This is a genomic window from Prevotella sp. MGM2, assembly GCF_002933955.1.
Taxonomy (GTDB): Bacteria; Bacteroidota; Bacteroidia; order Bacteroidales; family Bacteroidaceae; genus Alloprevotella.
The window spans coordinates 96,778-116,558 of record NZ_BEWW01000291.1 but is presented as its reverse complement, the minus strand read 5'-3'; the positions used below and the strand labels follow the sequence as shown (position 1 = coordinate 116,558).

At 45.7% G+C, this 19,781-nt stretch carries 25 protein-coding genes and 2 tRNA genes; 10 read left to right on the top strand and 17 right to left on the bottom strand.

The window, feature by feature from the left end; all coding sequences use genetic code 11:
- Nucleotides 1–311: 311 nt before the first annotated feature.
- Complete coding sequence (gene murF / locus C5S62_RS10090; RefSeq protein ID WP_104405260.1) at nt 312–1,604, bottom strand: UDP-N-acetylmuramoyl-tripeptide--D-alanyl-D-alanine ligase; 1,293 nt, start codon at nt 1,602–1,604, stop codon at nt 312–314.
- Between the two features lie 179 nt (nt 1,605–1,783).
- Here murF and folP point away from each other — a divergent pair, with 179 nt between their 5' ends.
- The 5 genes from folP to C5S62_RS10065 all read left to right on the top strand — a co-directional run bounded on the left by folP (nt 1,784) and on the right by C5S62_RS10065 (nt 5,360).
- Nucleotides 1,784–2,626, top strand: coding sequence for a dihydropteroate synthase (gene folP / locus C5S62_RS10085; protein ID WP_104405254.1), 843 nt, complete (start codon nt 1,784–1,786; stop codon nt 2,624–2,626).
- Between the two features lie 12 nt (nt 2,627–2,638).
- The gene (gene cdaA, locus C5S62_RS10080; protein WP_104405253.1) at nt 2,639–3,409 is read left to right on the top strand and encodes a diadenylate cyclase CdaA; all 771 of its coding nucleotides are present in this window, start codon (nt 2,639–2,641) and stop codon (nt 3,407–3,409) included.
- Nucleotides 3,410–3,555: 146 nt separating this feature from the next.
- Nucleotides 3,556–4,248: a phosphatidylserine decarboxylase family protein gene (locus C5S62_RS10075; RefSeq protein ID WP_104405252.1), complete on the top strand. Its 693-nt coding sequence runs from the start codon at nt 3,556–3,558 to the stop codon at nt 4,246–4,248.
- A 95-nt stretch (nt 4,249–4,343) separates the two neighbouring features.
- Nucleotides 4,344–5,057: a phosphatidylcholine/phosphatidylserine synthase gene (locus tag C5S62_RS10070; protein ID WP_104405251.1), complete on the top strand. Its 714-nt coding sequence runs from the start codon at nt 4,344–4,346 to the stop codon at nt 5,055–5,057.
- A gap of 18 nt (nt 5,058–5,075) precedes the next feature.
- The gene (locus C5S62_RS10065; protein ID WP_104405250.1) at nt 5,076–5,360 is read left to right on the top strand and encodes a DUF4834 family protein; all 285 of its coding nucleotides are present in this window, start codon (nt 5,076–5,078) and stop codon (nt 5,358–5,360) included.
- Between the two features lie 84 nt (nt 5,361–5,444).
- Here the strand turns inward: C5S62_RS10065 and C5S62_RS10060 are convergent, their stop codons facing one another.
- From C5S62_RS10060 to porQ, 6 genes are all read right to left on the bottom strand, one after another.
- Nucleotides 5,445–6,461: an acyltransferase gene (locus tag C5S62_RS10060; protein ID WP_133159573.1), complete on the bottom strand. Its 1,017-nt coding sequence runs from the start codon at nt 6,459–6,461 to the stop codon at nt 5,445–5,447.
- Nucleotides 6,462–6,579: 118 nt separating this feature from the next.
- The gene (gene efp, locus C5S62_RS10055; RefSeq protein ID WP_104405248.1) at nt 6,580–7,146 is read right to left on the bottom strand and encodes an elongation factor P; all 567 of its coding nucleotides are present in this window, start codon (nt 7,144–7,146) and stop codon (nt 6,580–6,582) included.
- A 464-nt stretch (nt 7,147–7,610) separates the two neighbouring features.
- Nucleotides 7,611–8,141 (bottom strand): DUF4252 domain-containing protein, encoded by a 531-nt coding sequence (locus C5S62_RS10045; protein ID WP_104405246.1) that lies wholly within the window; start codon nt 8,139–8,141, stop codon nt 7,611–7,613.
- Between the two features lie 56 nt (nt 8,142–8,197).
- Complete coding sequence (locus C5S62_RS10040; RefSeq protein ID WP_104405245.1) at nt 8,198–8,653, bottom strand: hypothetical protein; 456 nt, start codon at nt 8,651–8,653, stop codon at nt 8,198–8,200.
- An 11-nt stretch (nt 8,654–8,664) separates the two neighbouring features.
- Nucleotides 8,665–9,177: an RNA polymerase sigma factor gene (locus tag C5S62_RS10035; protein WP_104405244.1), complete on the bottom strand. Its 513-nt coding sequence runs from the start codon at nt 9,175–9,177 to the stop codon at nt 8,665–8,667.
- Nucleotides 9,178–9,749: 572 nt separating this feature from the next.
- Complete coding sequence (porQ, locus tag C5S62_RS10025) at nt 9,750–10,727, bottom strand: type IX secretion system protein PorQ (RefSeq protein ID WP_104405259.1); 978 nt, start codon at nt 10,725–10,727, stop codon at nt 9,750–9,752.
- Nucleotides 10,728–10,841: 114 nt separating this feature from the next.
- On the opposite strand from porQ, the gene C5S62_RS10020 reads away from it, so the two are divergent.
- The 5 genes from C5S62_RS10020 (at nt 10,842) to C5S62_RS10000 (ending at nt 15,298) form a co-directional block, all read left to right on the top strand.
- Complete coding sequence (locus C5S62_RS10020) at nt 10,842–11,642, top strand: TonB family protein (RefSeq protein WP_133159572.1); 801 nt, start codon at nt 10,842–10,844, stop codon at nt 11,640–11,642.
- A 58-nt stretch (nt 11,643–11,700) separates the two neighbouring features.
- A complete protein-coding gene (locus tag C5S62_RS10015) occupies nt 11,701–12,672 on the top strand; it encodes a polyprenyl synthetase family protein (RefSeq protein WP_104405241.1) in 972 nt (323 codons plus the stop codon).
- Nucleotides 12,673–12,786: 114 nt separating this feature from the next.
- Nucleotides 12,787–13,572 carry a TatD family hydrolase gene (locus C5S62_RS10010; protein ID WP_104405240.1) on the top strand — a complete coding sequence of 262 codons (786 nt, stop codon included), beginning with the start codon at nt 12,787–12,789 and terminating at the stop codon, nt 13,570–13,572.
- A gap of 121 nt (nt 13,573–13,693) precedes the next feature.
- Nucleotides 13,694–13,766 (top strand) — tRNA-Phe (locus C5S62_RS10005).
- 254 nt (nt 13,767–14,020) lie between these two features.
- Entirely contained in the window at nt 14,021–15,298 is a 1,278-nt protein-coding gene (locus C5S62_RS10000; RefSeq protein ID WP_133159571.1) for a hypothetical protein, read from the top strand.
- Nucleotides 15,299–15,350: 52 nt separating this feature from the next.
- Here the strand turns inward: C5S62_RS10000 and C5S62_RS09995 are convergent, their stop codons facing one another.
- The 10 genes from C5S62_RS09995 to C5S62_RS09945 form a co-directional block, all read right to left on the bottom strand.
- On the bottom strand, nt 15,351–15,629 hold the full coding sequence (locus C5S62_RS09995) for a hypothetical protein (protein ID WP_104405238.1): 279 nt from the start codon (nt 15,627–15,629) through the stop codon (nt 15,351–15,353).
- A 275-nt stretch (nt 15,630–15,904) separates the two neighbouring features.
- Nucleotides 15,905–15,978 (bottom strand) — tRNA-Met (locus tag C5S62_RS09990).
- Between the two features lie 51 nt (nt 15,979–16,029).
- Nucleotides 16,030–16,362 carry a hypothetical protein gene (locus C5S62_RS09985; RefSeq protein WP_104405237.1) on the bottom strand — a complete coding sequence of 111 codons (333 nt, stop codon included), beginning with the start codon at nt 16,360–16,362 and terminating at the stop codon, nt 16,030–16,032.
- A gap of 2 nt (nt 16,363–16,364) precedes the next feature.
- Nucleotides 16,365–16,763 carry a hypothetical protein gene (locus C5S62_RS09980; protein ID WP_104405236.1) on the bottom strand — a complete coding sequence of 133 codons (399 nt, stop codon included), beginning with the start codon at nt 16,761–16,763 and terminating at the stop codon, nt 16,365–16,367.
- The gene (locus C5S62_RS09975) at nt 16,760–17,254 is read right to left on the bottom strand and encodes a class I SAM-dependent methyltransferase (protein ID WP_223301211.1); all 495 of its coding nucleotides are present in this window, start codon (nt 17,252–17,254) and stop codon (nt 16,760–16,762) included. The genes C5S62_RS09980 and C5S62_RS09975 overlap by 4 nt, the downstream gene beginning before the upstream one ends.
- Nucleotides 17,251–17,460: a hypothetical protein gene (locus C5S62_RS09970; protein WP_104405235.1), complete on the bottom strand. Its 210-nt coding sequence runs from the start codon at nt 17,458–17,460 to the stop codon at nt 17,251–17,253. Before C5S62_RS09970 ends, C5S62_RS09975 begins: the two co-directional genes overlap by 4 nt.
- Before the next feature lie 189 nt (nt 17,461–17,649).
- Nucleotides 17,650–18,285 carry a hypothetical protein gene (locus C5S62_RS09960; protein WP_104405233.1) on the bottom strand — a complete coding sequence of 212 codons (636 nt, stop codon included), beginning with the start codon at nt 18,283–18,285 and terminating at the stop codon, nt 17,650–17,652.
- 2 nt (nt 18,286–18,287) lie between these two features.
- Nucleotides 18,288–18,677 carry a hypothetical protein gene (locus C5S62_RS09955; RefSeq protein ID WP_104405232.1) on the bottom strand — a complete coding sequence of 130 codons (390 nt, stop codon included), beginning with the start codon at nt 18,675–18,677 and terminating at the stop codon, nt 18,288–18,290.
- Nucleotides 18,678–18,686: 9 nt separating this feature from the next.
- Entirely contained in the window at nt 18,687–19,082 is a 396-nt protein-coding gene (locus tag C5S62_RS09950) for an RNase H family protein (protein WP_104405231.1), read from the bottom strand.
- Nucleotides 19,051–19,671: a hypothetical protein gene (locus C5S62_RS09945; protein WP_104405230.1), complete on the bottom strand. Its 621-nt coding sequence runs from the start codon at nt 19,669–19,671 to the stop codon at nt 19,051–19,053. Before C5S62_RS09945 ends, C5S62_RS09950 begins: the two co-directional genes overlap by 32 nt.
- Nucleotides 19,672–19,781 lie beyond the last annotated feature (110 nt).

Below are 19,781 nucleotides of genomic sequence, written 5' to 3'. Positions count from 1 at the left end.
GGCTGGGAAACGGTCAGAATATGGCCTGAAAATACTGAAAAAGCGGGCAGTTTGCCGATGACTGCCCGCTTTCGCTGTTACAAAGATAATACATTTTCCTGCGGAAAGCAAATTGTGTTAAAAAGAGGCGGCAGACGAAAAACGAGGGAAACGGCAACCAGCACCCATTTAATATAAGTCAGTCAGGCGGAGCATGAGGAAAGGGGACAAGGTAGATTGGTGATTCCGGTTGTCTTTTTGTTTCACAGGCTTTTGGGGATGTGCCGTCGGTCATTCTGCCGCCCGGCCCGAAGCGGGCGTGTCCGCTCTTCTCAAAGCAGTTCGGGAAGGCGGAACAGCCTGGTGCCGTTACTTCCTTTTATCAATATGAGCCGGCCGGACACCGGATGGTCCTCAAGATGCTTACGAACGGCTTCCACATTGTCGAAAACACGGTATGTACCGGCAAAAGGACGGAAATTGTCACCCACCAGCCATACTTCCTCGCAGCCGGCCTTGCCTACCAGTTCCACTACATGGCGATGCTCTTCAGGAGAGGCGTCGCCCAGTTCGCGCATTTCGCCGAGTATGGCCATTTTGTGATTGGCAGGCATGAGGCGGAAATTGTCAAGCGCGGCCTTCATGCTGGTGGGATTGGCGTTGTAAGCGTCAATTATCAGTTCGTTGCGCTCCGTCTTTTTAAGTTCCGAACGATTATTGGTGGGTTCGTATGCAGCCAGTGCCTGTGAAATCTGTGTTGGCGAGATGCCGAAACGGATGCCGGCCGCTGCTGCTGCCAACACATTGTCGAGATTATAGCCCCCTACCAGATGTGTTTCCACTTCCTGCCATTCTCCGCCGGCCGGACGCCAGCGTAAATGCAAGAAAGGATTGCCGGCCATCACCTCTCCTTCTACGTCATAGCCTTTCCCCGGCATGCCGTAGGTGAACGTTTCAATGTCGCCGGATATGTTTCGGAGATATTCATTGTCTGCATGAAGAAATATGAATCCGCTCTCCTTCTGTCTGAGATAATCGTATAGCTCACCTTTGGTGCGGATAACTCCTTCGAATGAGCCGAATCCCTCCAGATGAGCTTTTCCTACATTGGTTATGAGCCCGCAGTCGGCATCGGTTATATGGCTCAGTTCCCGTATTTCTCCCGGATGGTTGGCGCCGGTCTCAATAACGGCGATTTCGTGCTCCGGCCGGAGGCGCAGCAGTGTTTTGGGCACCCCTATATGATTGTTGAAATTCCCCAGCGTATAGAGCACATTGTATTTTTGCGACAGAACGGCAGAGAGCAGTTCTTTGGTGGTGGTTTTGCCGTTGGTGCCTGTTATCTGGATAACAGGAATGCGCAGCCGGCGGCGATGGCAGGTGGCCAGATCCTGCAAGGTCTTCAATACATCATCAACATGGATAAGGCGGTTGTTGCCTGTGACGGCCTCATCGTCCACCACGGCATAAGCGCATCCGGCCTCAAGAGCCTTCAGGGCAAAGTCGTTGCCGTTGAAAGAAGTTCCGCGCAAGGCGAAAAAGATAGAGCCTTCGGGGCAGTCGCGTGTGTCTGTAGTGACTACCGGATGCTGGCAATAGATTTCATATAAATCAGATATTGTCATAATCATATTTTAATGAAAAACTTGAAAATTCGGCGCAAAAATACGGATTTTTACTGACAGAGGTACGATGAACAAAATATTCTGTGTATTTTTGTACGAAGCGCCATTAAGGTGCAACCGTCCGGCGTTTACGGAAAAAATTGCCGGTGAATAGATCTGCAAAAAACAACTACGCCATCATGTATACCATCAATTGTCAAGGCCGCCTCTTCGACCTGAGCACTCCTCAGGTAATGGGCATCCTGAATCTTACTCCCGACTCTTTTTACGCCGGTAGCCGTCGGCAGGATGAAGCCGGCATCGTTGCCCGCTGTCATCAAATAGTCAGTGAAGGGGGCACGATGATAGACGTTGGCGCTTATTCTTCGCGACCGGGAGCTGACAACGTGACAGAAGAGGAAGAGATGGACCGCTTGCGCTACGGCTTGCGGATTCTCAGGCGGGAGTTGCCAAAAGCCGTAGTCTCTGTAGACACCTTTCGTGCCAGCGTGGCGAAAATGTGCGTTGAGGAATACGGGGCAGACATTATCAATGATATCTCCGGCGGCAGTCTTGATAACCAAATGTTCCGTACCGTGGCACAATTGGGCGTGCCCTACATACTCATGCACATGCAAGGCGAACCCCGCACCATGCAGCAGGCGCCACACTATGAGGACCTGCTTCGGGAAATATGCCTCTATTTCGCCCGGCGCGTACAGTCATTGCGCGAAATCGGGGTCAGGGATGTCATTCTCGATCCCGGATTCGGATTTGGTAAAACTCTGGAACATAATTACGAGTTAATGCAGCATTTGGAAGAGTTCCAAGCCTTCGGCCTCCCTGTCTTGGTCGGCGTTTCCCGCAAGTCCATGATATACAAACTTCTGGATAACAGTCCGGAGGCCGCTCTCAACGGAACAACCGTACTTAACACCATTGCTCTTATGAAAGGGGCGCGGATACTGCGGGTGCACGATGTATATGCTGCCTCCGAAGCGGTCAGGATTACGGCAAAAATGGCGGAATCTCTCACTAAATAAAAAATCCATACCATGATAAAATTCGGTATTGTCGACTTTATCGACATCGTTGCGGTGGCCTTATTGCTCTACTACATCTACAAACTGATGAAAGAGTCGAGTTCGGCCAATATATTCTCCGGCATTCTTGTCTTTATCGTCGTGTGGCTCCTGGTTACGCAGTTATTTGAAATGCGTCTTCTCGGGGGCATTCTCAATCAGTTGGTCAATGTGGGAGCTTTGGCGCTTATCATTCTGTTTCAAGAAGAAATACGCCACTTCTTCTCCAGCATCGGCACACGCCGCCGCGCGAACCTTATCATCCGCTTGTTCTCAAAAAAGAAAAACGAAGTGCCTCACCGTAAGGAAATCATACCTCTGGTCATGGCTTGCATGAGCATGAGCAAACAAAAGGAAGGGGCGCTCATTGTGATAGAACGTAACGAAGGGCTGGGAGAAATTATCCGCACAGGCGAGATGATCAATGCCGACATCAGTCAGCGGCTCATCGAAAACATATTTTTTAAAAACAGTCCGCTCCACGATGGCGCAATGGTAATCAGTCACGGACGTATCATGGCGGCGGGTTGTATCCTTCCGGTTTCACATGATGCCGATATTCCAAAAGCTTTGGGCCTCCGCCACCGTTCAGCACTGGGCATATCACAAAAAAGCGACTGTCTGGCTCTTATCGTATCAGAAGAGACCGGAGGCATTTCAATTGCTGAAAACGGCCAATTCCACTTAAGGCTTTCTCCCGAAGAACTGGAACGGATGCTCACTGAGCAATGGAACGAAATGTAGGGCCGATTCCACTGCCTTTAAAGATTGTTTTAAGAAATATTATAAGGCGCTTGTCCCACTCAGCAGTACATGGATTTTCCTGTTTCCGTAAAAAAAGCTATCTTTGCAAAAAATATAAACTCTTATAGAACCTCCAGACAAAAAGCATGGGAAGAATAAAAAAAATCAGAAAGCCGAGATTACACAGTGAAGGCAGAAACACGCTTTGGGCAAGTGGCTTGGCTTTGTTGGTTATTAACGGTTTGCTATATTATTTCCTTCACGGCATCACGCTTTGGCCTTTTTACTTCGTATTGGTCGTAACATTGTCCGTTTATCTGGTCGTTGTGAATTTCTTCCGATGTCCTATCCGCATCTTTAACGGCAATACGGAGAAAGCTGTCGTTGCTCCCGCTGACGGCAAGGTAGTGGTGATCGAAGAAGTGGAGGAAAACGAATATTTCCATGACCGCCGCATAATGGTATCGGTATTCATGTCCGTTACTAATGTTCATGCAAATTGGTTTCCCGTAGACGGTGTGGTGAAAATGGTGGAACACCATAACGGCAATTTCCATAAAGCCTGGCTACCTAAAGCCAGTACGGAAAATGAACGCTCTACGGTGGTCATTGCTACCCCAGCCGGAAAAGAAATTCTTGTGCGTCAAGTTGCCGGTGCCGTTGCACGGCGTATTGTTACTTATGCCCACGCCGGTGAGGACTGTTTTATTGATGAACATTTGGGTTTCATAAAGTTTGGGTCTCGCGTTGATGTTTATTTGCCGCTTGACACAGAAATACTTGTTAAGCTCGGACAGCGTACTGTTGGTAATCAGACAATCCTTGCCCACTTGAAATAATTTATGTGGGCATACTGAAAGAAGAGCGGATATGCTTCAATTTAAAATGTCCGTATCGCCGTTTTTCCGTTTAAAGAAATCAAGAATATTTCATTATGAAACGTCATATTCCTAATACGATTACTTGTTGTAATTTAATCTGCGGGTGTATTGCCACTTATTTCGTTTTGCAGCCAGTAGCGCGTTATGATCTTGCTTTGGCTTTTATTGTAGGAGGTGCTGTCTTCGATTTTTTTGATGGTTTCATGGCCCGTTTGCTGAAAGTATCTTCACCTATTGGTAAGGAACTCGATTCCTTGGCTGACTGCATTACCTTCGGAATGGCGCCGGCATCAGTTGTTTTTGCTCTTTTGAGCGAAGTTACTCCAAATGCTTCAGTTGGCTCGCCCGTTGCGGATTTTCTGCCATTCGTTGCATTTATCCTTGCTGCCTTTTCCGCATTGCGTCTGGCCAAATTCAATTTGGATGAACGTCAATCGACATCGTTCATTGGTTTACCTACGCCAGCCAATGCCCTTTTTTGGGGAGCATTAGCGTATGGTGCACATGATTGGTTGACTGTCATGCCATCTGCTCTATGGATCTTATTGTCAGGTATTCTAGTCTCAAGTTTCCTTTTAGTAGCTGAGATTCCCATGTTTGCCCTAAAATTCAAGAATTTCGGATGGCATGGAAATGTCTTGCGCTACTCTTTTATTCTTGCAGCCTTTCTTTTGCTCATTTTCTTCGGTTGGGTTGCTTTTGCCTATATCATCGTGCTTTATGTGCTTCTTTCCATGGGAGCAAACATAATGAAACGCAACGCTTAACTAACGATTTTATCTGCTATGTATGGTTGTTTATCTCTGCTCCTGTTAGGAGTCGTATTTATTTTTATTGCCGCGGTTATGGGATTACTGCGAATTTTATTCAGTATACGCCGATCGGCCAACGCTTTCAGGCAAACGATAAACGGTGAAGGGCCGAGGAAAAAGAAAAAGACCACCCGTAAGGCCGGAAATCCGTCGTCCGGTACAGCCGATGGTACACAAAATCACCGCAATGACAATGGGAAATTCTTCGAAAAGAATGAAGGAGAATATGTAGACTTTGAGGATATTCCGTCCAAATGATAATCAAAGTTCTGACGGGTGGACGAGATGAAAAGAGTGTATTAAGAAAGTTCCCTTTTTATATTTTATGCTAATTCCGGCAGATTAATGCCGGAATAACCGTTCTATGCTTTTCCATGCCAATAGCCGAATATTATCCAGGCAAACGGAAAGGATAAAAATCAGGCAGATGGTGCCGAATGTTGCTAAGATAAAAAGGGAGGTGGCAAACTGGTTGTCAAATCTGCGAATGATTTCAAAATAATAAGGCCTCACTAACACTTGCTGGTGTGTGAGGTAAGCCATAAAACTACCTGCCGCCAACCAGTTGACAATTCGGCTCGTAAAATGAATACGGGAAAAATAAAGCAACAGAGCTACTCCTGAAGCTATGGTAATCGGATTGGTATAGGCCGTTGCCATCGGTACAAGCGCACCTATTACAATTTGTGGGGCGAAACCTGCCGTCCATAGTGTCAGTGCCGAAAGGACAATACATCCGGTCCAGAAATACAGAAAATATGAGCGCGGACATGCTGATAGTCGAGGTGCCATGTAAAGACGGACGTAACGTCCCAACAGATATAATCCAATGAAAGGCACAGCAGCAAAACCTCTGTTCAAATCAGAAAAGATGAATGAGGCCGGAACAACAAATGCGTAAAAAGTCAGGAGGAATTTTCGCAAGTCCATTTCGTCGCAATGTTCCACAAAGGCATTGAGTACCGGCGAGAGCAGATACAGTATCAGATAACTGTTGACAAACCAATAGCCATAATACATTTTAAGGATGCTTAGCAGTCCGGCCGGAACCTCTCCCTGCCAAAGTGTGAGGGCCAGTAATGCTATGGTTACGGCAAAAGCCACTTGGAAGACTAACCGCAATATGTTACGTACCTTGAACCTGATGCCGAACCAACCGGTTATCAGTACGAAAATATCGACACATCCTATACATGCTGTACCTGTTGTGATGATACCCAGCCATGACAATGGCTCTTCACTGACGTATGCGGCACGTGGATAACGGAAAGTCTCATAAGTGGCATGTAGCGTCAGCACCATCAGCATGGCTATGATGCGTAGCAGTTCCATGTTAGATTGTCGGGTAGCAGGTTTCATGAAAACGTTCAGCTATGTAATATGCAGTCAGTTTAACGATTAATCCCTGCCGGACGGGTGAGTTTATTTACCGGACGGCAGGGATTCTATTGAAATATGAGTGAATGAAACGCGCCATTTACGCTTTTACACGGTTGACATAAGAACCGTCGCGCGTGTCCACTTCGATTGTTTCGCCTTCATTGATAAAGAGAGGAACACGCACTTCCGCACCGGTTTCGAGCGTAGCCGGTTTCGTTGTGTTGGTGGCGGTGTCGCCTTTCAGGCCCGGTTCCGTGTAGGTGATCTTCAATTGTGTTTTTACCGGCATTTCGGCATAAAGGATCGTCTCGGTAGAAGCATCGCTTACGACCTCTACAACGTCACCTTCCTTCATAAAGTCCACGCCCGTAATAAGATCTTTGGCAATGGGCACTTGGTCAAACGTTTCCTGGTTCATGAAGATGTAATCCTGACCTTCCATGTAGAGGTATTGGAACGGGCGGCGTTCCACGCGAACGTCCTCAAGAGCCTCACCAATGTTGAAGCGTTTTTCCAGCACGCGTCCGGACACGACATCCTTCAGTGTTGTGCGCATGATGGTGTTGCCCTTTCCGGGCTTAACGTGGAGAAAGTCAATACAGAAATAGAGCTTCCCATCCAAACGGATGCACGTACCCTTTTTAATGTCTTGTGATTTGATCATGAGTGTTTAAATATTTTATATATTTACTTTTTGCGGTGCAAAGATAATGCAAATGAGTGAGTAGAAAAAGTAAACCCGTTTGTTTTTGTTGGTTTTCGAGACTTAAAACCTCATTTCAATCGCAATTAAACGGACTTGGTGCCGCCTCGTTCACCCAACTTTGTCTTTCTGCCGTTCTATGCCATTGGCCTTTCCCGTTCTGTTAGAGTTGTCATGTGCAGATGTTATTCCGTTGGGAAAGCTTGTCTTTTTACCCTTGCCCTTTGTTGGTATTTCCAGAGAAGTGTTTTTCGAGTTCCAATACTTTGAGTTTGAATTGTAATAGAGGATTCTTGAGGAAAAAAGGATGGGAAACGGCTGGAATACGCGGAGAAGTCATGACATCAACCATAAAAAAGCCAGGGCCGGACACCGCTGTGCCCGGCTTTCCCGACAGAATAAAAAGGTGTGAAAACAACTAGTGATTACTTTTTGATGATATTCGTTATGTCTTCCGGTTGTATTTTGCCCGTGAGTTGCATGACGCGCGAACAGTAGTTGCTGCGGAATTTGAATATAAGCAGTTCTTCTATGACCTTTCCTTTTCCACGGTGACAGAAGACAATAAGTTTGATGTCATTCCAATAAGTTTGCATATAAAGTTCATAGGCTTTTATTTTCGACACCTTTTTCATGTCTTCCTGAACTTTTTTTGTAGTTGACATACTGTGTGTGTGGAGGCTCAGCACGCTTGTGAGGCGGTTGGCCACGCTGGAAATGCTCCAAGCCGACGACTTCCAGAGTTTTGAATGACTGGCAACTTTGAGCATTTCGCCCGAAATGAACGAACGCGACATTTTGGGATTTTCAGCATAGTGGTCAAAAGAGTAGTAGACTTTGGCACCTCCCTCAGTGAGTGTGAATGTTGGCTTTTCAGCTGCACGGGGTGACAAGGCCCGGTTTTCTGTCGGTAGCATCGTCAAAAGGCAGAAGAGGAATAATAAACGTATTTTCATAACTGCAGGTTGTAAAGGGATATGTTGGTAACGGAGTCATTTCGGCAATATGATTTTCAGGGGCAGGGACCGCCTAATTCATCGTCCATTTCTTCCAGTCCGATGTTGATGTTATGAGAGATATAGACGAGTGTTTTCTGTGTTTCTACAACGGCTTCCTGAGGAGTGTCGCAGGTATCCGTGTAGATGGTTCTCAACGGCAGATGGCGCGTCATGTTGACGAAGACGAACAAAGCGGCTATTGCGGCTGCCATTCCCGTTGGAATCGTGAAAAGCCGCAGGTTGAAACGGCGGCGCCTTAGCTTTTTCATGATACGTTGCTCTAATCCGTCCGGTACATTTACTTCGGCCGGACATGAGAGTATCCGCATGATTTCCCTGTCGGCAAAGAGTGATTCAGGGCAGTTCTCCGAAAACAGGAAATGCTGTAAGACCTGTTCCTCCTCCACTGTCGTCGTGCCAGCATAGTATTTGTCCAGAAGCCGGATGGCTATTTCGGGAGTGATAATCATGTGCGTGTCATTTAATGATGGCTGATATATGTTGTTTTAGTGTTTTGTGTTCTCAGATAATCCTCTTTGAGTTTTCGCCGGCCCCTGTAGAGCAGTGTGCGTACGTTGGCCTCCGTCTCGCCTGTCATTTCTGCAATGTCGCGTGTGGAGTATTCCCCTACATGCCTTAACACGACAATACGTTTTGTTTGAGAGTTGAGCCTGTCCAGCAGCCGGTGCCAGAGGCCGCGCTCTTTCACTTCTCCTGTACGGTCTGCGGTGTCAGGTATGTTCTCCATGTATTCAAGCTGTTCTTCCTGCCGCCGTAGGCGCAGCATGTTGAGACAAGTGTTCCTGACGGTTGTGGCAAAGAACGCCTCGGGATTTTCCATCAGTTCCAGACGGTCCGTAATTTTCCACAACTTGAGGTAAGTGTCCTGTACGGCATCCTCTGCATCTTGAGAGTTGTTCAGGATGGCAAAGGCTATGCGATACAGCCGTGGAGCGAGGTTGATACATTGGTCTTGAAACTTCCGGGAGTGCATGAGTGTTAAAGGTGGTGCAGGAGCGGAAATGCCGTTGCTGGTAAACCGGCTATTTGTGTTGCCCTTCTATATCAATAACACACGAGGGAGATGTTTTGTGACATTTTTATTGGACTTTTTGCGAAAAAAACAGAAGTATGGTTACAGCGGTCTTTTTCGGGAAGGTAATAATGACTGGCTTTTGAGGGCAAAAATAATGAAAATATACATTTGAAATAGATTGGAACAACTTTTTATCTGATCTTTCACAGGCATGCACCCGCTAAGGACATTTTCGGGAACACGACATTAACATTTTTAACCTTTCGTTACATTTCGGAGTGTTAAAATATAGGTTGTAAGTATTGGGTGAGGAAAAGTCCTTATTGGAATTTTAACACGAATACTTGGAATTTAAATTGCAATACGGGGAATTCAGGGCGAAAATACAACATAAAACCACCGGAACAGTCCCTGAAAACATTGAAAAAGCGGGGATTCCATGTAGGAAGCCCCGCTTAGCAGTTACAAAGATACAACATATTCCGGCGGAAAACAAATTGTGTTAAAATATAGCCGCAAAGAACATATACCTACAAACTGTAGGCCACATTAAACATAAGCGAGGAAGAGGAAACGTGATAGCGGGCATAGGAAATGCCGGCTTTGAAACGCGATAATGTCAGTCCGCCGCCAAAGGTCAGTCCGGCACCGTGACCACTGCCGGCAGCCTTGAGTTCACTGGCACGCCGAAAATTATAACCGGCGCTGAGATAGAGATAAGACGTTGGCAAAACGTCGAGGCCCACGGCAAAATGGTTGAGGAGTTTCCTGCCAAAATTGAGTTTCTCACCATCGGCATGAAAATAATCATCGGTCTTCCACCGAGTGAGATCGGCCATGGTGACGGAAAAGCGGACGGGCAAATGGTCCATTCCTTTGGTCAATCCAAGACGGAAGTCGAATGGAACACGCTCCGTACGCCCGTCAAAGGATTTGAGCTGGGCACCAACATTGTTAAACGTGGCAGACAGAGACAGGTCACGGTCTTCGTCATAATAATTCAATCCCAAATCAACGGCAATGGCAAAGGCACTGTAACCGCCATAATTGCTGCTGACAGCCTTGAGCGCCGCACCACCCGCCCAACGGTCGGAAAGCAAATAACTGTAAGCTCCTCCGAAAATGATGTCCTTGGGTGTGAACGTTCCGATGACGACTCCGGAACCATCCGTCTCGTCCATAGAACCGTAGTGCATATACTGGGCATTGAAGGCCACTGTATGACGTTCTCCGAAAGCCTTCACGAACTGCGCCCCCATCCAGCTGCCGTCTGAAAAATAAGTCATAAAATCAAGGCCGAGACTATTGTCGCTCACCGAAGAATAAAGCGCAGGATTGGCCCATCCGGCCCACGGCGTGTCCTCCACCACCGAGATGTTGCCGCCCCCTAAAGCCGCCGCATGGGAAGAAGCGGGCAACGACAACACATTATAGGCCGAACGCCCCTCCTGGGCCATTGCCGCCACCCTCGAAAGAAGTAGCAGGAGAATAAATATGCTTTTTTTCATTTTATCGATAAAAATTATGGACAAAGTTACTACTAAATTTAGATTTTGGCCGTACTTTTGCAGGATAATTACACGCTACGCAGCCCTCATGGGCACTGCTTCATTAGATTAAACGTGAAGAGCTCTGATTTATTTTCAAAGAACTGGTGCGAACTTATTTTCCAGGACCGCAACAAAGACTACGGAGCCTACCGGCTGCGCGCCGGAGCCGGGCGCCGCTACCGGCTGGCGCTGACAGTCATTGTAGCCGGTCTGATGCTAGGCGTAGGGATACCCGCCGGCCTCTCCTTGTATGCGCGCTACAGGCTGTTGCAAGGGCTGGAAAACGCACAAGCCGATTTGAAAAAACTCCAACAGTTGAACGAACGTCAGGGATTTGAAATAAAACGCATCTCCGCCGGGAGAAGAGCGCCGGCTGTATCGACCATTAAAGGAGCGACGGAACAGCCACCGGAAATCATCGAAGTGACAAAAGAAGACATCATCATAGGCGTAAACGGTCCTGAAACGTTCACGGCAGTAGACGTACACGACTTTGAAGACGCAGATACCCTTCACAACCCAGACCGGACGGACCTGCCGGTAGAAGGCCCCCAACTGGCAGCCGTACAGGTGGTGGAGGAAATGCCACAATTTCCAGGCGGAATAAAGACACTGATGCAGTGGCTCGATGAAAACGTTCCTTATCCCCGCTCGTGCATAGACCAAAAGGTAAAGGGTGACATGGAAGTCTCATTTCTGGTTGATGAGAAAGGTTATGTACGCGAACCCGAAATAACCAAAAAACTCCATCCCGAACTGGACAATGTGGTCATGTCCGCTATGCGGCGAATGCCACGTTGGCAGCCAGGCAAGAAAGGCAGCCACATCGCCATCGTGCGCGTAAGCATCCCTCTTCATTTTGAAATAAACTGACTAAAGAACGCATCCGACACTCCACTACAGGTCCTTAAACAAACAATACTACAAAGACATGCCAAACCAACTCCTCCAAAACATTGAGGCGGAACTAGCAGCCATCAACTTCCCCAACAGCCCGAAAGGCCTCTACGAACCCATCCGTTACGTACTCGAAGGCAGAGGCAAACGACTGCGCCCCACCCTGCTCCTCATGACCTATGGACTTTACTGTCCGGAAAACATCAAACAGGCACTACCGGCAGCCGTAGGCATAGAGATGTACCATAATCACACGTTACTGCACGACGACCTGATGGACCGTTCGGACATGCGTCACGGCCGGCCAACCGTACACCGCCAATGGAATGACAACACAGCCATACTTTCCGGCGACACAATGCTCATCATGGCCTTTGAGCACATTATGGCATGCCAGACCGGAAGAAGAGAGGAAGCCTTACGCCTCTTTGCACGCTCGGCACGCGAAATATGTGAAGGACAACAATACGACATAAACTTTGAAAGCCGCACAGATGTCACGATTGACGAATATCTTGAGATGATACGCCTCAAAACCTCGGTGCTTCTGGCATGTGCAGCCAAAACGGGTGCCCTGCTGGCCAATGCTCCCGAAGATGATGCAGAAGCCCTCTACACCTTTGCTGAGAAAATAGGCCTGGCATTCCAGCTACAGGACGACTATCTGGATGTTTACGGAGACCCGACAGTTTTCGGCAAGAAAACAGGCGGTGACATTCTTTGCGGGAAAAAGACATATCTGCTCATCAACGCCCTTAATCTGGCCGATAATTCCACGCGTGAACAACTGCTATCCCTACTCGGCACCCACGACATGCCCGCCTCCGATAAAATAAAAGCCGTAACAGACATATATAACAACCTGGGCATCAACCACCTGACACGTGAGGCCATTGAAAACTTTTATTATCAGGCACACAGCGCTCTGAAACGTATCAAATTGTGCAGCAACACAATCGAGCCGCTTTGGAAATACGCAGAAACATTGTTGGACCGCAAAAAATAAAAAGTCTCAAGCAAATACTTTCATTTTCCATACAAAGAAAATCACAGGCGTTTCATCACAAACTGATTCTCACAACAAAACGATTTGTCCTCAGGCCCATAACTGCCCTCCGCCATGTTCATCGACACCCACACCCACATATACACAGAAGAGTTTAACGCCGACCGTCAAGCAGTCATCCTACGCGCCCGACAAGCCGGAGCCAAGCACCTTCTGCTCCCTAATATCGGAGAATCATCCATAGAACCGATGCTGCAATTGTGTAGAGAATTCCCTGGTTTCTGCCACCCTATGATAGGACTGCACCCAACGGAGCTCCCAGACAATCCTACACCGCTGCTCAACCACATGGAAAATCTCCTCAACGCTCCGGAACATCCCTACATAGCCATCGGTGAAGTGGGAATAGATCTTTACTGGGACAAATCTCGTCGCGAAGACCAAATAGCCGTACTCCAACGTCAGGCAGAATGGGCAATAAGATTCAACCTCCCTCTTATCATCCACAGCCGGTCAGCACATCGGGACATCATCAATACCCTTCTTCCCTTACGCAACGAACTGAAAAGCGGAGGCATTTTCCATTGCTTCAGCGGAACAACGGAAGAAGCTACTGAACTTCTTGCTTATTTTCCTCGATTCGCACTAGGAATCGGTGGCGTAGTCACTTTTAAAAAATCAGGCCTCTGTCAAACTCTTTCCGATACAGTCCCCCTAAACCGCATCGTACTCGAAACGGACGCTCCTTATCTGGCCCCCACCCCTCATCGCGGACAACGCAACGAACCTTCTTACATTCCTATCATCATAGAGAAACTTGCCCATATTTATGCAACAACTCCCGAAGAAGTGGCAAATACCACCACATCTACGGTACACAGCATTTTCAAATATTTATAAGAAGCTTCTATTACAACCTCTCGTAATTTCTCAATATAAAAAGAAACCAATAACGTAAAAAAGTGAATTAAAATTTGGTTGTTCATAAATATATATCTATCTTTGCACCGCAATCAAGCAAGGTGCCATAGCTCAGTTGGTAGAGCAAAGGACTGAAAATCCTTGTGTCCCCGGTTCGATTCCTGGTGGCACCACACGAAAAGGAAGTTGAGATAATCAGCTTCCTTTTCTGTTATATTGAATTTATCGTTTTGCGGATTGTAAGTAATTGATTTCGCGCCGATTAGGTACACATCCAACTAACATCAATCCTGTTAGGACGAAAAATTCAAAAAAGGGAACGACCCGGTTGGTGTACATTGTGGTGTACATTGGAAAAGTCACATCCGGTTACAACTATTGGTTCATCATTCTTCTATTCTTAAATACAAAGCAAGAACAAAGAGTTATGGTGAAACTAAAATTCATAATAAAGGATAGTTCCCTCGTCCTGAGAATAAGTGAGGGGAAAGAGAGATACTACAAATCGGTCAAACACCTTTTGGCCGGCAGTCCCAATTTAGCGAAGCATTGGAACGCGGACAAAGAGCGTTTCTCAGCCAACGCCGTTTCATACTCGGAAAACAACAAGATTCTGGAGGAGTTCAAGAGCCCCTATATAAAGTTGCTGCTTGAGCATCCCGAGCTCACGGCGAGGCAGGTAGCGTCATACTTCCAGCCTATCAAACAAGTTAAATGTGAAGTCATTGAAAGACCGACGGAAAATGCAGTACCGGCATCCGATTTCAACTTTGTTGAGAAATATCTGGAAGAGGTTATCTTGCGGGAGAAGGCAAAGTTGGGCTGCAATTTTGAGACCTATTCCAAACTGCTAAGCAAGTGCCGCAAAATCATCAAAGGATTCTCATCCTTGACTTTCCAGTCGCTCGATTATAAGGCTTGCGTTCAACTGGCCCACACATTCGCAAAATACGATGGGTACAAGGGAACATCAAAATCTTTCAGAAACTTACTGGGCAAGGCCAGCAAAGACAAGGATGTTCCATTCTCATTGGTCCAGATAGGCGACTTCAAGTTCGCGGAATATAATCCCAAAAGAAACTGCGCCGACAATAAAACTCCCGACATATTAACGCAAGAGCAACTGAGACGATTCATCAATGCGGATTTGTCCAAACTCACTCCGCAATACAAAAACCGGAAAGAAGTCGAACTGTATCGCGATTTCTGCATATTCATGTTCCATTCGTTTTTCGCTCCATGTGATGTCATCAAACTGAAATACTCGGAACTTACTCGCAATAACACTATCAGAACCAGACGCAAGAAAACACACCAACTGGTTGAAGTTCCGGTGTCTCCGGTAATGGGGAATATCATTTCCAAATACAGAGGGACAACTACAGATGGATATGTCTTTCCAATCATGGACGATGAAAAAGAAAAGACATACCAGACCAAAGACTATACATTCAAAAAGTTTCGGGAAAAGCTCAATATCTGGCTTAAATCAGTCGGAAAAGAGCTGGGGGTTGACTACGACCTGTATGCCTATGTGTTTCGCCATACGGCAATCACTGTGGCCTTGGATAGCGGCTTGCCCATTTCCTATATTGCAATGGCGGCAGGGACAAGCATAGAGATGATCCAAGAGCATTATTATAATGGGGACAGCATCACGAATCAGCAGAGACTACAGATGGCGTTTATGAAAGCTGCGACATAAATGTAAAAAGTCCCGGTAGCAAAACAAGACTACCGGGACTCAATTCCACACTTCACTTCATCAAATGGACGTGCCATAAAACAAGATAACGGAACAAGGCTCCTGCAATTCCACCAATCATGGTAGCGATGAAATCAAGCCAATCAAAACCGTTACCTTTGATCCAACCAAAAGTACCGCCACGCTTGCCGTTCCAAAGCCAATCCTTCATTTCAGCAGAAGTAGCGGCGACAAAAGCTGCAACAACACCAAGAGTTAAGCCAATAAAGAAGCCGACAAGAATGTGTTTGGGACGGTTGCTTTCAGTAAGCCATTTGAAATACTTTTTCATATAAGATAAATTTATTCATTGTGCGGAAGGCATCCCAATCGAAGAGAATCCTATACAGGACAATCGGTTTTCAAGACCGTTGCAGCACCTTGCTGCTTCACCTTCCAAAATCCTCTGCGATTTTCACAAATGACAGAGGCAAAAGTGTTTCGTATGTAAAAAGAAAAAAATAGCAAATTGCTTTGCGCTTTCAATGGGAGGGGCACCGCCGGAAGTGATCCAGCACCTTCAGATGAAACACCTGCTGTTCTTCATTAAACTACGCACCCATATTGTTACGGGGGCAGGACTCGAACCTGCGACCTCCAGCTTATGAGGCTGGCGAGCTACCCACTGCTACCACCCCGCGATATTATCGGTTACATTATAGATTAGTATGTAAACCGATAAAAGGTTTATTTTATCCCTTTTTATTGTGGTTTTTCTGCCACATAGCCCATTTGGGGCGTGTAGAGAGGTAATTCAAATCTCTTTCATGCTTGTATGCCTCACGCTCAAAAGAAATGTTTCGATAAGCGTTCCCTTTCTTAAAGAGACGCACAATCCACTCCAGCAGATATATTATGTAGAACAAGATATATCCAAGCTCTTTCATCTGGGCGGTATGGATTCTTTCGTGATTGAGCACAATATCGTTGATGTCACGCTCTGTACCTCTGACAAACAAAATACCGAAGAGATTGATTGCCAGGAATCCCTTAAATGGGATGATGTTATTGTAAATAATTTTCATATTTAATCTTTGAAATGTTCAACAACTTCTTCTATTGTGGCTTTACGCCATTTAAGGGAAACTTCCGATATATCATCATAGCCCTTATTATAGCACCAACAGCCTTCAGGTGAGATAAACCATTGGTATTTATCTGTATCAGTTCTCAATCCAGCAATAGCAAGAAATTTTTCTTCATTAGTACCACAATCAATAGAGCACCCTATGTCAGGGTTGTTTTGTAAATCCCACTCTGGTGATGCAACATACCGCCATTCTTTTGTTTCCTTAATTCGGAATGTTGCAAGATATTTGCCCATCCATTTGCCATTATTCAGCCGATACCCCAGGGCTTCCAATTTCTTGCGAAGCTCTGGGGTGTTTTTATGTATGAAACATGGTGTTGTGAATTTCGGTGTCATACCTTCCCTCCTTTCATAAAGCAAATCCAATGAGTGTTGGCGCGTTTGCCAGATATATGTCCAAAAATAGGTTTTTCTGATGTTAATTTAAGAATTTCAGACACTTTTATGTCTGTCTCATTCCATTTGAAAATTAGAAAACCACCGGGTTTTAGAACTCTGAAACATTCTTTGAAGCCCTTGGACAACATATCTTTCCAATCTCCTTCAAGACAGCCATACTTAATCATTTGGTAGCCTGATTTTTCTTTCTTGCTGCCTGTATATTTCAGATGTGGTGGGTCAAAGACAACCATCGAAAAGCTCTCATCAGAATATGGCATTGAAGTAAAATCAGCTTTTACATCAGGCTTCACCTCAAACTGACGTCCATCACATAGGGTTGTCTCAACATCACGTATATCTTGAAATAACACGCGATCATCCTGCTTGTCAAAATAGAACATCTTGCCGCCACAGCAAGCATCTAAGATTGGTTGTGTGATATTCATAACTTTTCATATTTAAGTCCAAAGCACCAACGAAGCATCAGCGCCTTGAAACGTGATATAGGCTTATAAACAGTTATAGAAGTGTTGGTTGGCTCATGTCTCAAATAACCAATCGGCTTCATAATTTTGATTTTGTAACTGCAACCATTGCGCATCATGTCTTCAAAGCCCTTACCAAGAGCCTGGAATTTTTCTACTGCATCCATATCATTTATGTTCTTTTTCAATATTCAACAATACGTCCTTTATCAATTGAAGAAAATACCTATCATCGTGAGACAACCTCCATCTAAAATATGGGGCGGTTTGCCATTCCGGATCATCTGGTGCGTCCTCAAATGTAAAGAGGGCGAATTTATCAGCCCACAGTATTTGCCAAATTGCAAATAGTTTTCTCATCTGTCGTCCTCCTCTGAGAAAAGAGGTTTAACATCTACTATAAATTGATTACATACACATGTGCTCCAATTGCTTACAACAGTATATTCGCCACCTATAACTGGGTGTTTAACGCACAATTCCTTACGTTCATTGCCATTACAGTTCAAGGTTACTTCATACTGCCGATCAATACAATTTGCCAGCAATGCCCAATATGGCAAATCAAATTCATTGCAAATATAAAATGGGAGAAGAGCTGAACGGCGGCTTTCAATAGCCCATGAAGAAGCCTCAACATTTTCAGTTATGCAGTCAATTTCATAAAAGGTTTCACCCTCTTTTTGCTCAGGGTGGCTCCGCACATAATTTGCAAGAAGACTTAACGCATCATATTTAATGCAGAGGGCATTGGCATGTTTAACTGAGATGTTGCCATAATAGTTAATGCGTGCACTAATTTCGGCCCGAATATCATGCGCAAAGAGCTCCAGACGTTCCTGGCTTAAATTCTTACGGTTACTTTGGATAATACGCCAAAAGTCCTGCGCATAGCCACTCACATAGGAGTGCCGGCCAATACAATACCGTGTTGCGCACCATAAGAGATTGTCGAAATCAGTCGGCGATAAATGAATTGATTCTGTAGTCATAATTATTTTGATTGATTTTTTGTAATGAAGTGCTTGCAGCCTCCAGATTGCGGAGTCGGCATAGGTTGATACCCGCTTTCTTGTAGAGCTTCTTGCAACTCATCCGACAAGCGGGTATTGTTATATAGCTTACGTCCAAGTAGAGTACATTGGTTAGGCTCAAATTTCTTAAATTGTGGAATCTCACGCCCGTCATATCCAGCGGTCACATAGTATGTGATTTCCTCGCGGCTATCGCTTTCATAACTTGGGTCGTAAAACTGGCAATGATAGCAATATGGTGTCCTATCGGGATGCTTTGTACAAAGGCGTTCTTCATGCTTTATGCACCCTTTCATGGTTTTATAGAGTTTGCCACAATACTGGCATTTATATGCTTCTATCTTTTCCATAATACCCTGTTATTTACGGCCAAAGTCCGCAGGAGTCTCACCCCAGCGTTTATTGTCCCAGTGATAAATTTCAATGGTGTCCACGTCCGATGACAGTGCCCGCAGGAACATTTCTGCACGGGTCAGGTCTTTGCACGGTTTTGTGGAAGATGTTTTCTTCGCCTTGAACCATGCGATTGCAGTCATGGAGTCGGTATAAATGATTCGAGGCTGGAAGTCATTCTCAATGATGAACTTCACAGCCTCGACAACCGCAAGAAATTCTCCTATGTTAGTGGTTTGGTTTCCCAAATCCTTATAAAATATCTGTTCTTTGGTCGCTAAGTTTATACCTTGATACTCCGTCTTCCCATTCTTCATGGAATGGGCCGCATCAGTGGCGATTCCTTCGACCGGTCTTCTCATTTTTGCCTCTCTTGTTATGGATTTCACGCATATCCTGCTTCATCTGCTCTACCAATTCGATAGCAGCGGTATTGAAGCTCTCTACGATATACATCAGATCCTTGACGTCACATCGCTTTTCCAGAACTGCCAGACAAGCCGGTAGGGATTTCACGCTTTCCTTCTGTCCGTGGAAGGGGTCAAACCTTATGATTTTGTTGCCGAAAGCGACTTCTACCTGATACATGGAACCACGAACATATTTGGTAGTCACAGTAGCCTTAAATTGGACGGCATTTGCCTCGATTGCAATATAGCCTGGAATGTGCTCCTCGCCAGTCTTTTTATTGATGGTTTTTGTCATCGGAATGAGGGTGCAGTCATATAGCACATTAGGCAGTATGTTGTTTGACATTTCCCGGTCGATGATGACAATCTTTTTAGGGTACGGGGAGTCCTGGCGAACTCCGCATACTACGCCATTTACAGGATTCTGGGAAACGAAACTGATAAATGCGCCGTTCTTCTCAGATTTGATGAATTTGAGCTTCGTGTGAACCTTTTCTACACCAGCTCCGGTTGTCTCGATTTTATTGATGTCTTGTTCCATTGCGGTTGTTATGATTATTCAAAATAAAAAACCACCGAGCCGCAAAATGATGCAACCCAGTGGTACAAAGTTAGCTTATAAAAGTTGGATTTAAGCTGTTTTTAACGACA

Excerpts from the sequence above, each read along its gene's own strand:
- C5S62_RS10010 (WP_104405240.1), top strand. The coding sequence starts at position 12,787 with ATGTTCATCGACACCCACACCCACATATACACAGAAGAGTTTAACGCC.
- C5S62_RS10070 (WP_104405251.1), top strand. The coding sequence starts at position 4,344 with ATGAAACGTCATATTCCTAATACGATTACTTGTTGTAATTTAATCTGC.
- C5S62_RS10035 (WP_104405244.1), bottom strand. The coding sequence starts at position 9,177 with ATGCACTCCCGGAAGTTTCAAGACCAATGTATCAACCTCGCTCCACGG.
- C5S62_RS10060 (WP_133159573.1), bottom strand. The coding sequence starts at position 6,461 with ATGAAACCTGCTACCCGACAATCTAACATGGAACTGCTACGCATCATA.
- folP (WP_104405254.1), top strand. The coding sequence starts at position 1,784 with ATGTATACCATCAATTGTCAAGGCCGCCTCTTCGACCTGAGCACTCCT.
- C5S62_RS09970 (WP_104405235.1), bottom strand. The coding sequence starts at position 17,460 with ATGGATGCAGTAGAAAAATTCCAGGCTCTTGGTAAGGGCTTTGAAGAC.
- C5S62_RS09945 (WP_104405230.1), bottom strand. The coding sequence starts at position 19,671 with ATGGAACAAGACATCAATAAAATCGAGACAACCGGAGCTGGTGTAGAA.
- efp (WP_104405248.1), bottom strand. The coding sequence starts at position 7,146 with ATGATCAAATCACAAGACATTAAAAAGGGTACGTGCATCCGTTTGGAT.
- C5S62_RS10045 (WP_104405246.1), bottom strand. The coding sequence starts at position 8,141 with ATGAAAATACGTTTATTATTCCTCTTCTGCCTTTTGACGATGCTACCG.
- C5S62_RS10000 (WP_133159571.1), top strand. The coding sequence starts at position 14,021 with ATGGTGAAACTAAAATTCATAATAAAGGATAGTTCCCTCGTCCTGAGA.
- C5S62_RS10075 (WP_104405252.1), top strand. The coding sequence starts at position 3,556 with ATGGGAAGAATAAAAAAAATCAGAAAGCCGAGATTACACAGTGAAGGC.
- C5S62_RS09955 (WP_104405232.1), bottom strand. The coding sequence starts at position 18,677 with ATGGAAAAGATAGAAGCATATAAATGCCAGTATTGTGGCAAACTCTAT.
- C5S62_RS09960 (WP_104405233.1), bottom strand. The coding sequence starts at position 18,285 with ATGACTACAGAATCAATTCATTTATCGCCGACTGATTTCGACAATCTC.
- porQ (WP_104405259.1), bottom strand. The coding sequence starts at position 10,727 with ATGAAAAAAAGCATATTTATTCTCCTGCTACTTCTTTCGAGGGTGGCG.
- cdaA (WP_104405253.1), top strand. The coding sequence starts at position 2,639 with ATGATAAAATTCGGTATTGTCGACTTTATCGACATCGTTGCGGTGGCC.
- C5S62_RS09995 (WP_104405238.1), bottom strand. The coding sequence starts at position 15,629 with ATGAAAAAGTATTTCAAATGGCTTACTGAAAGCAACCGTCCCAAACAC.
- C5S62_RS09985 (WP_104405237.1), bottom strand. The coding sequence starts at position 16,362 with ATGAAAATTATTTACAATAACATCATCCCATTTAAGGGATTCCTGGCA.
- C5S62_RS10015 (WP_104405241.1), top strand. The coding sequence starts at position 11,701 with ATGCCAAACCAACTCCTCCAAAACATTGAGGCGGAACTAGCAGCCATC.
- C5S62_RS09950 (WP_104405231.1), bottom strand. The coding sequence starts at position 19,082 with ATGAGAAGACCGGTCGAAGGAATCGCCACTGATGCGGCCCATTCCATG.
- C5S62_RS10040 (WP_104405245.1), bottom strand. The coding sequence starts at position 8,653 with ATGATTATCACTCCCGAAATAGCCATCCGGCTTCTGGACAAATACTAT.
- C5S62_RS10065 (WP_104405250.1), top strand. The coding sequence starts at position 5,076 with ATGTATGGTTGTTTATCTCTGCTCCTGTTAGGAGTCGTATTTATTTTT.
- murF (WP_104405260.1), bottom strand. The coding sequence starts at position 1,604 with ATGACAATATCTGATTTATATGAAATCTATTGCCAGCATCCGGTAGTC.
- C5S62_RS09975 (WP_223301211.1), bottom strand. The coding sequence starts at position 17,254 with ATGAATATCACACAACCAATCTTAGATGCTTGCTGTGGCGGCAAGATG.
- C5S62_RS09980 (WP_104405236.1), bottom strand. The coding sequence starts at position 16,763 with ATGACACCGAAATTCACAACACCATGTTTCATACATAAAAACACCCCA.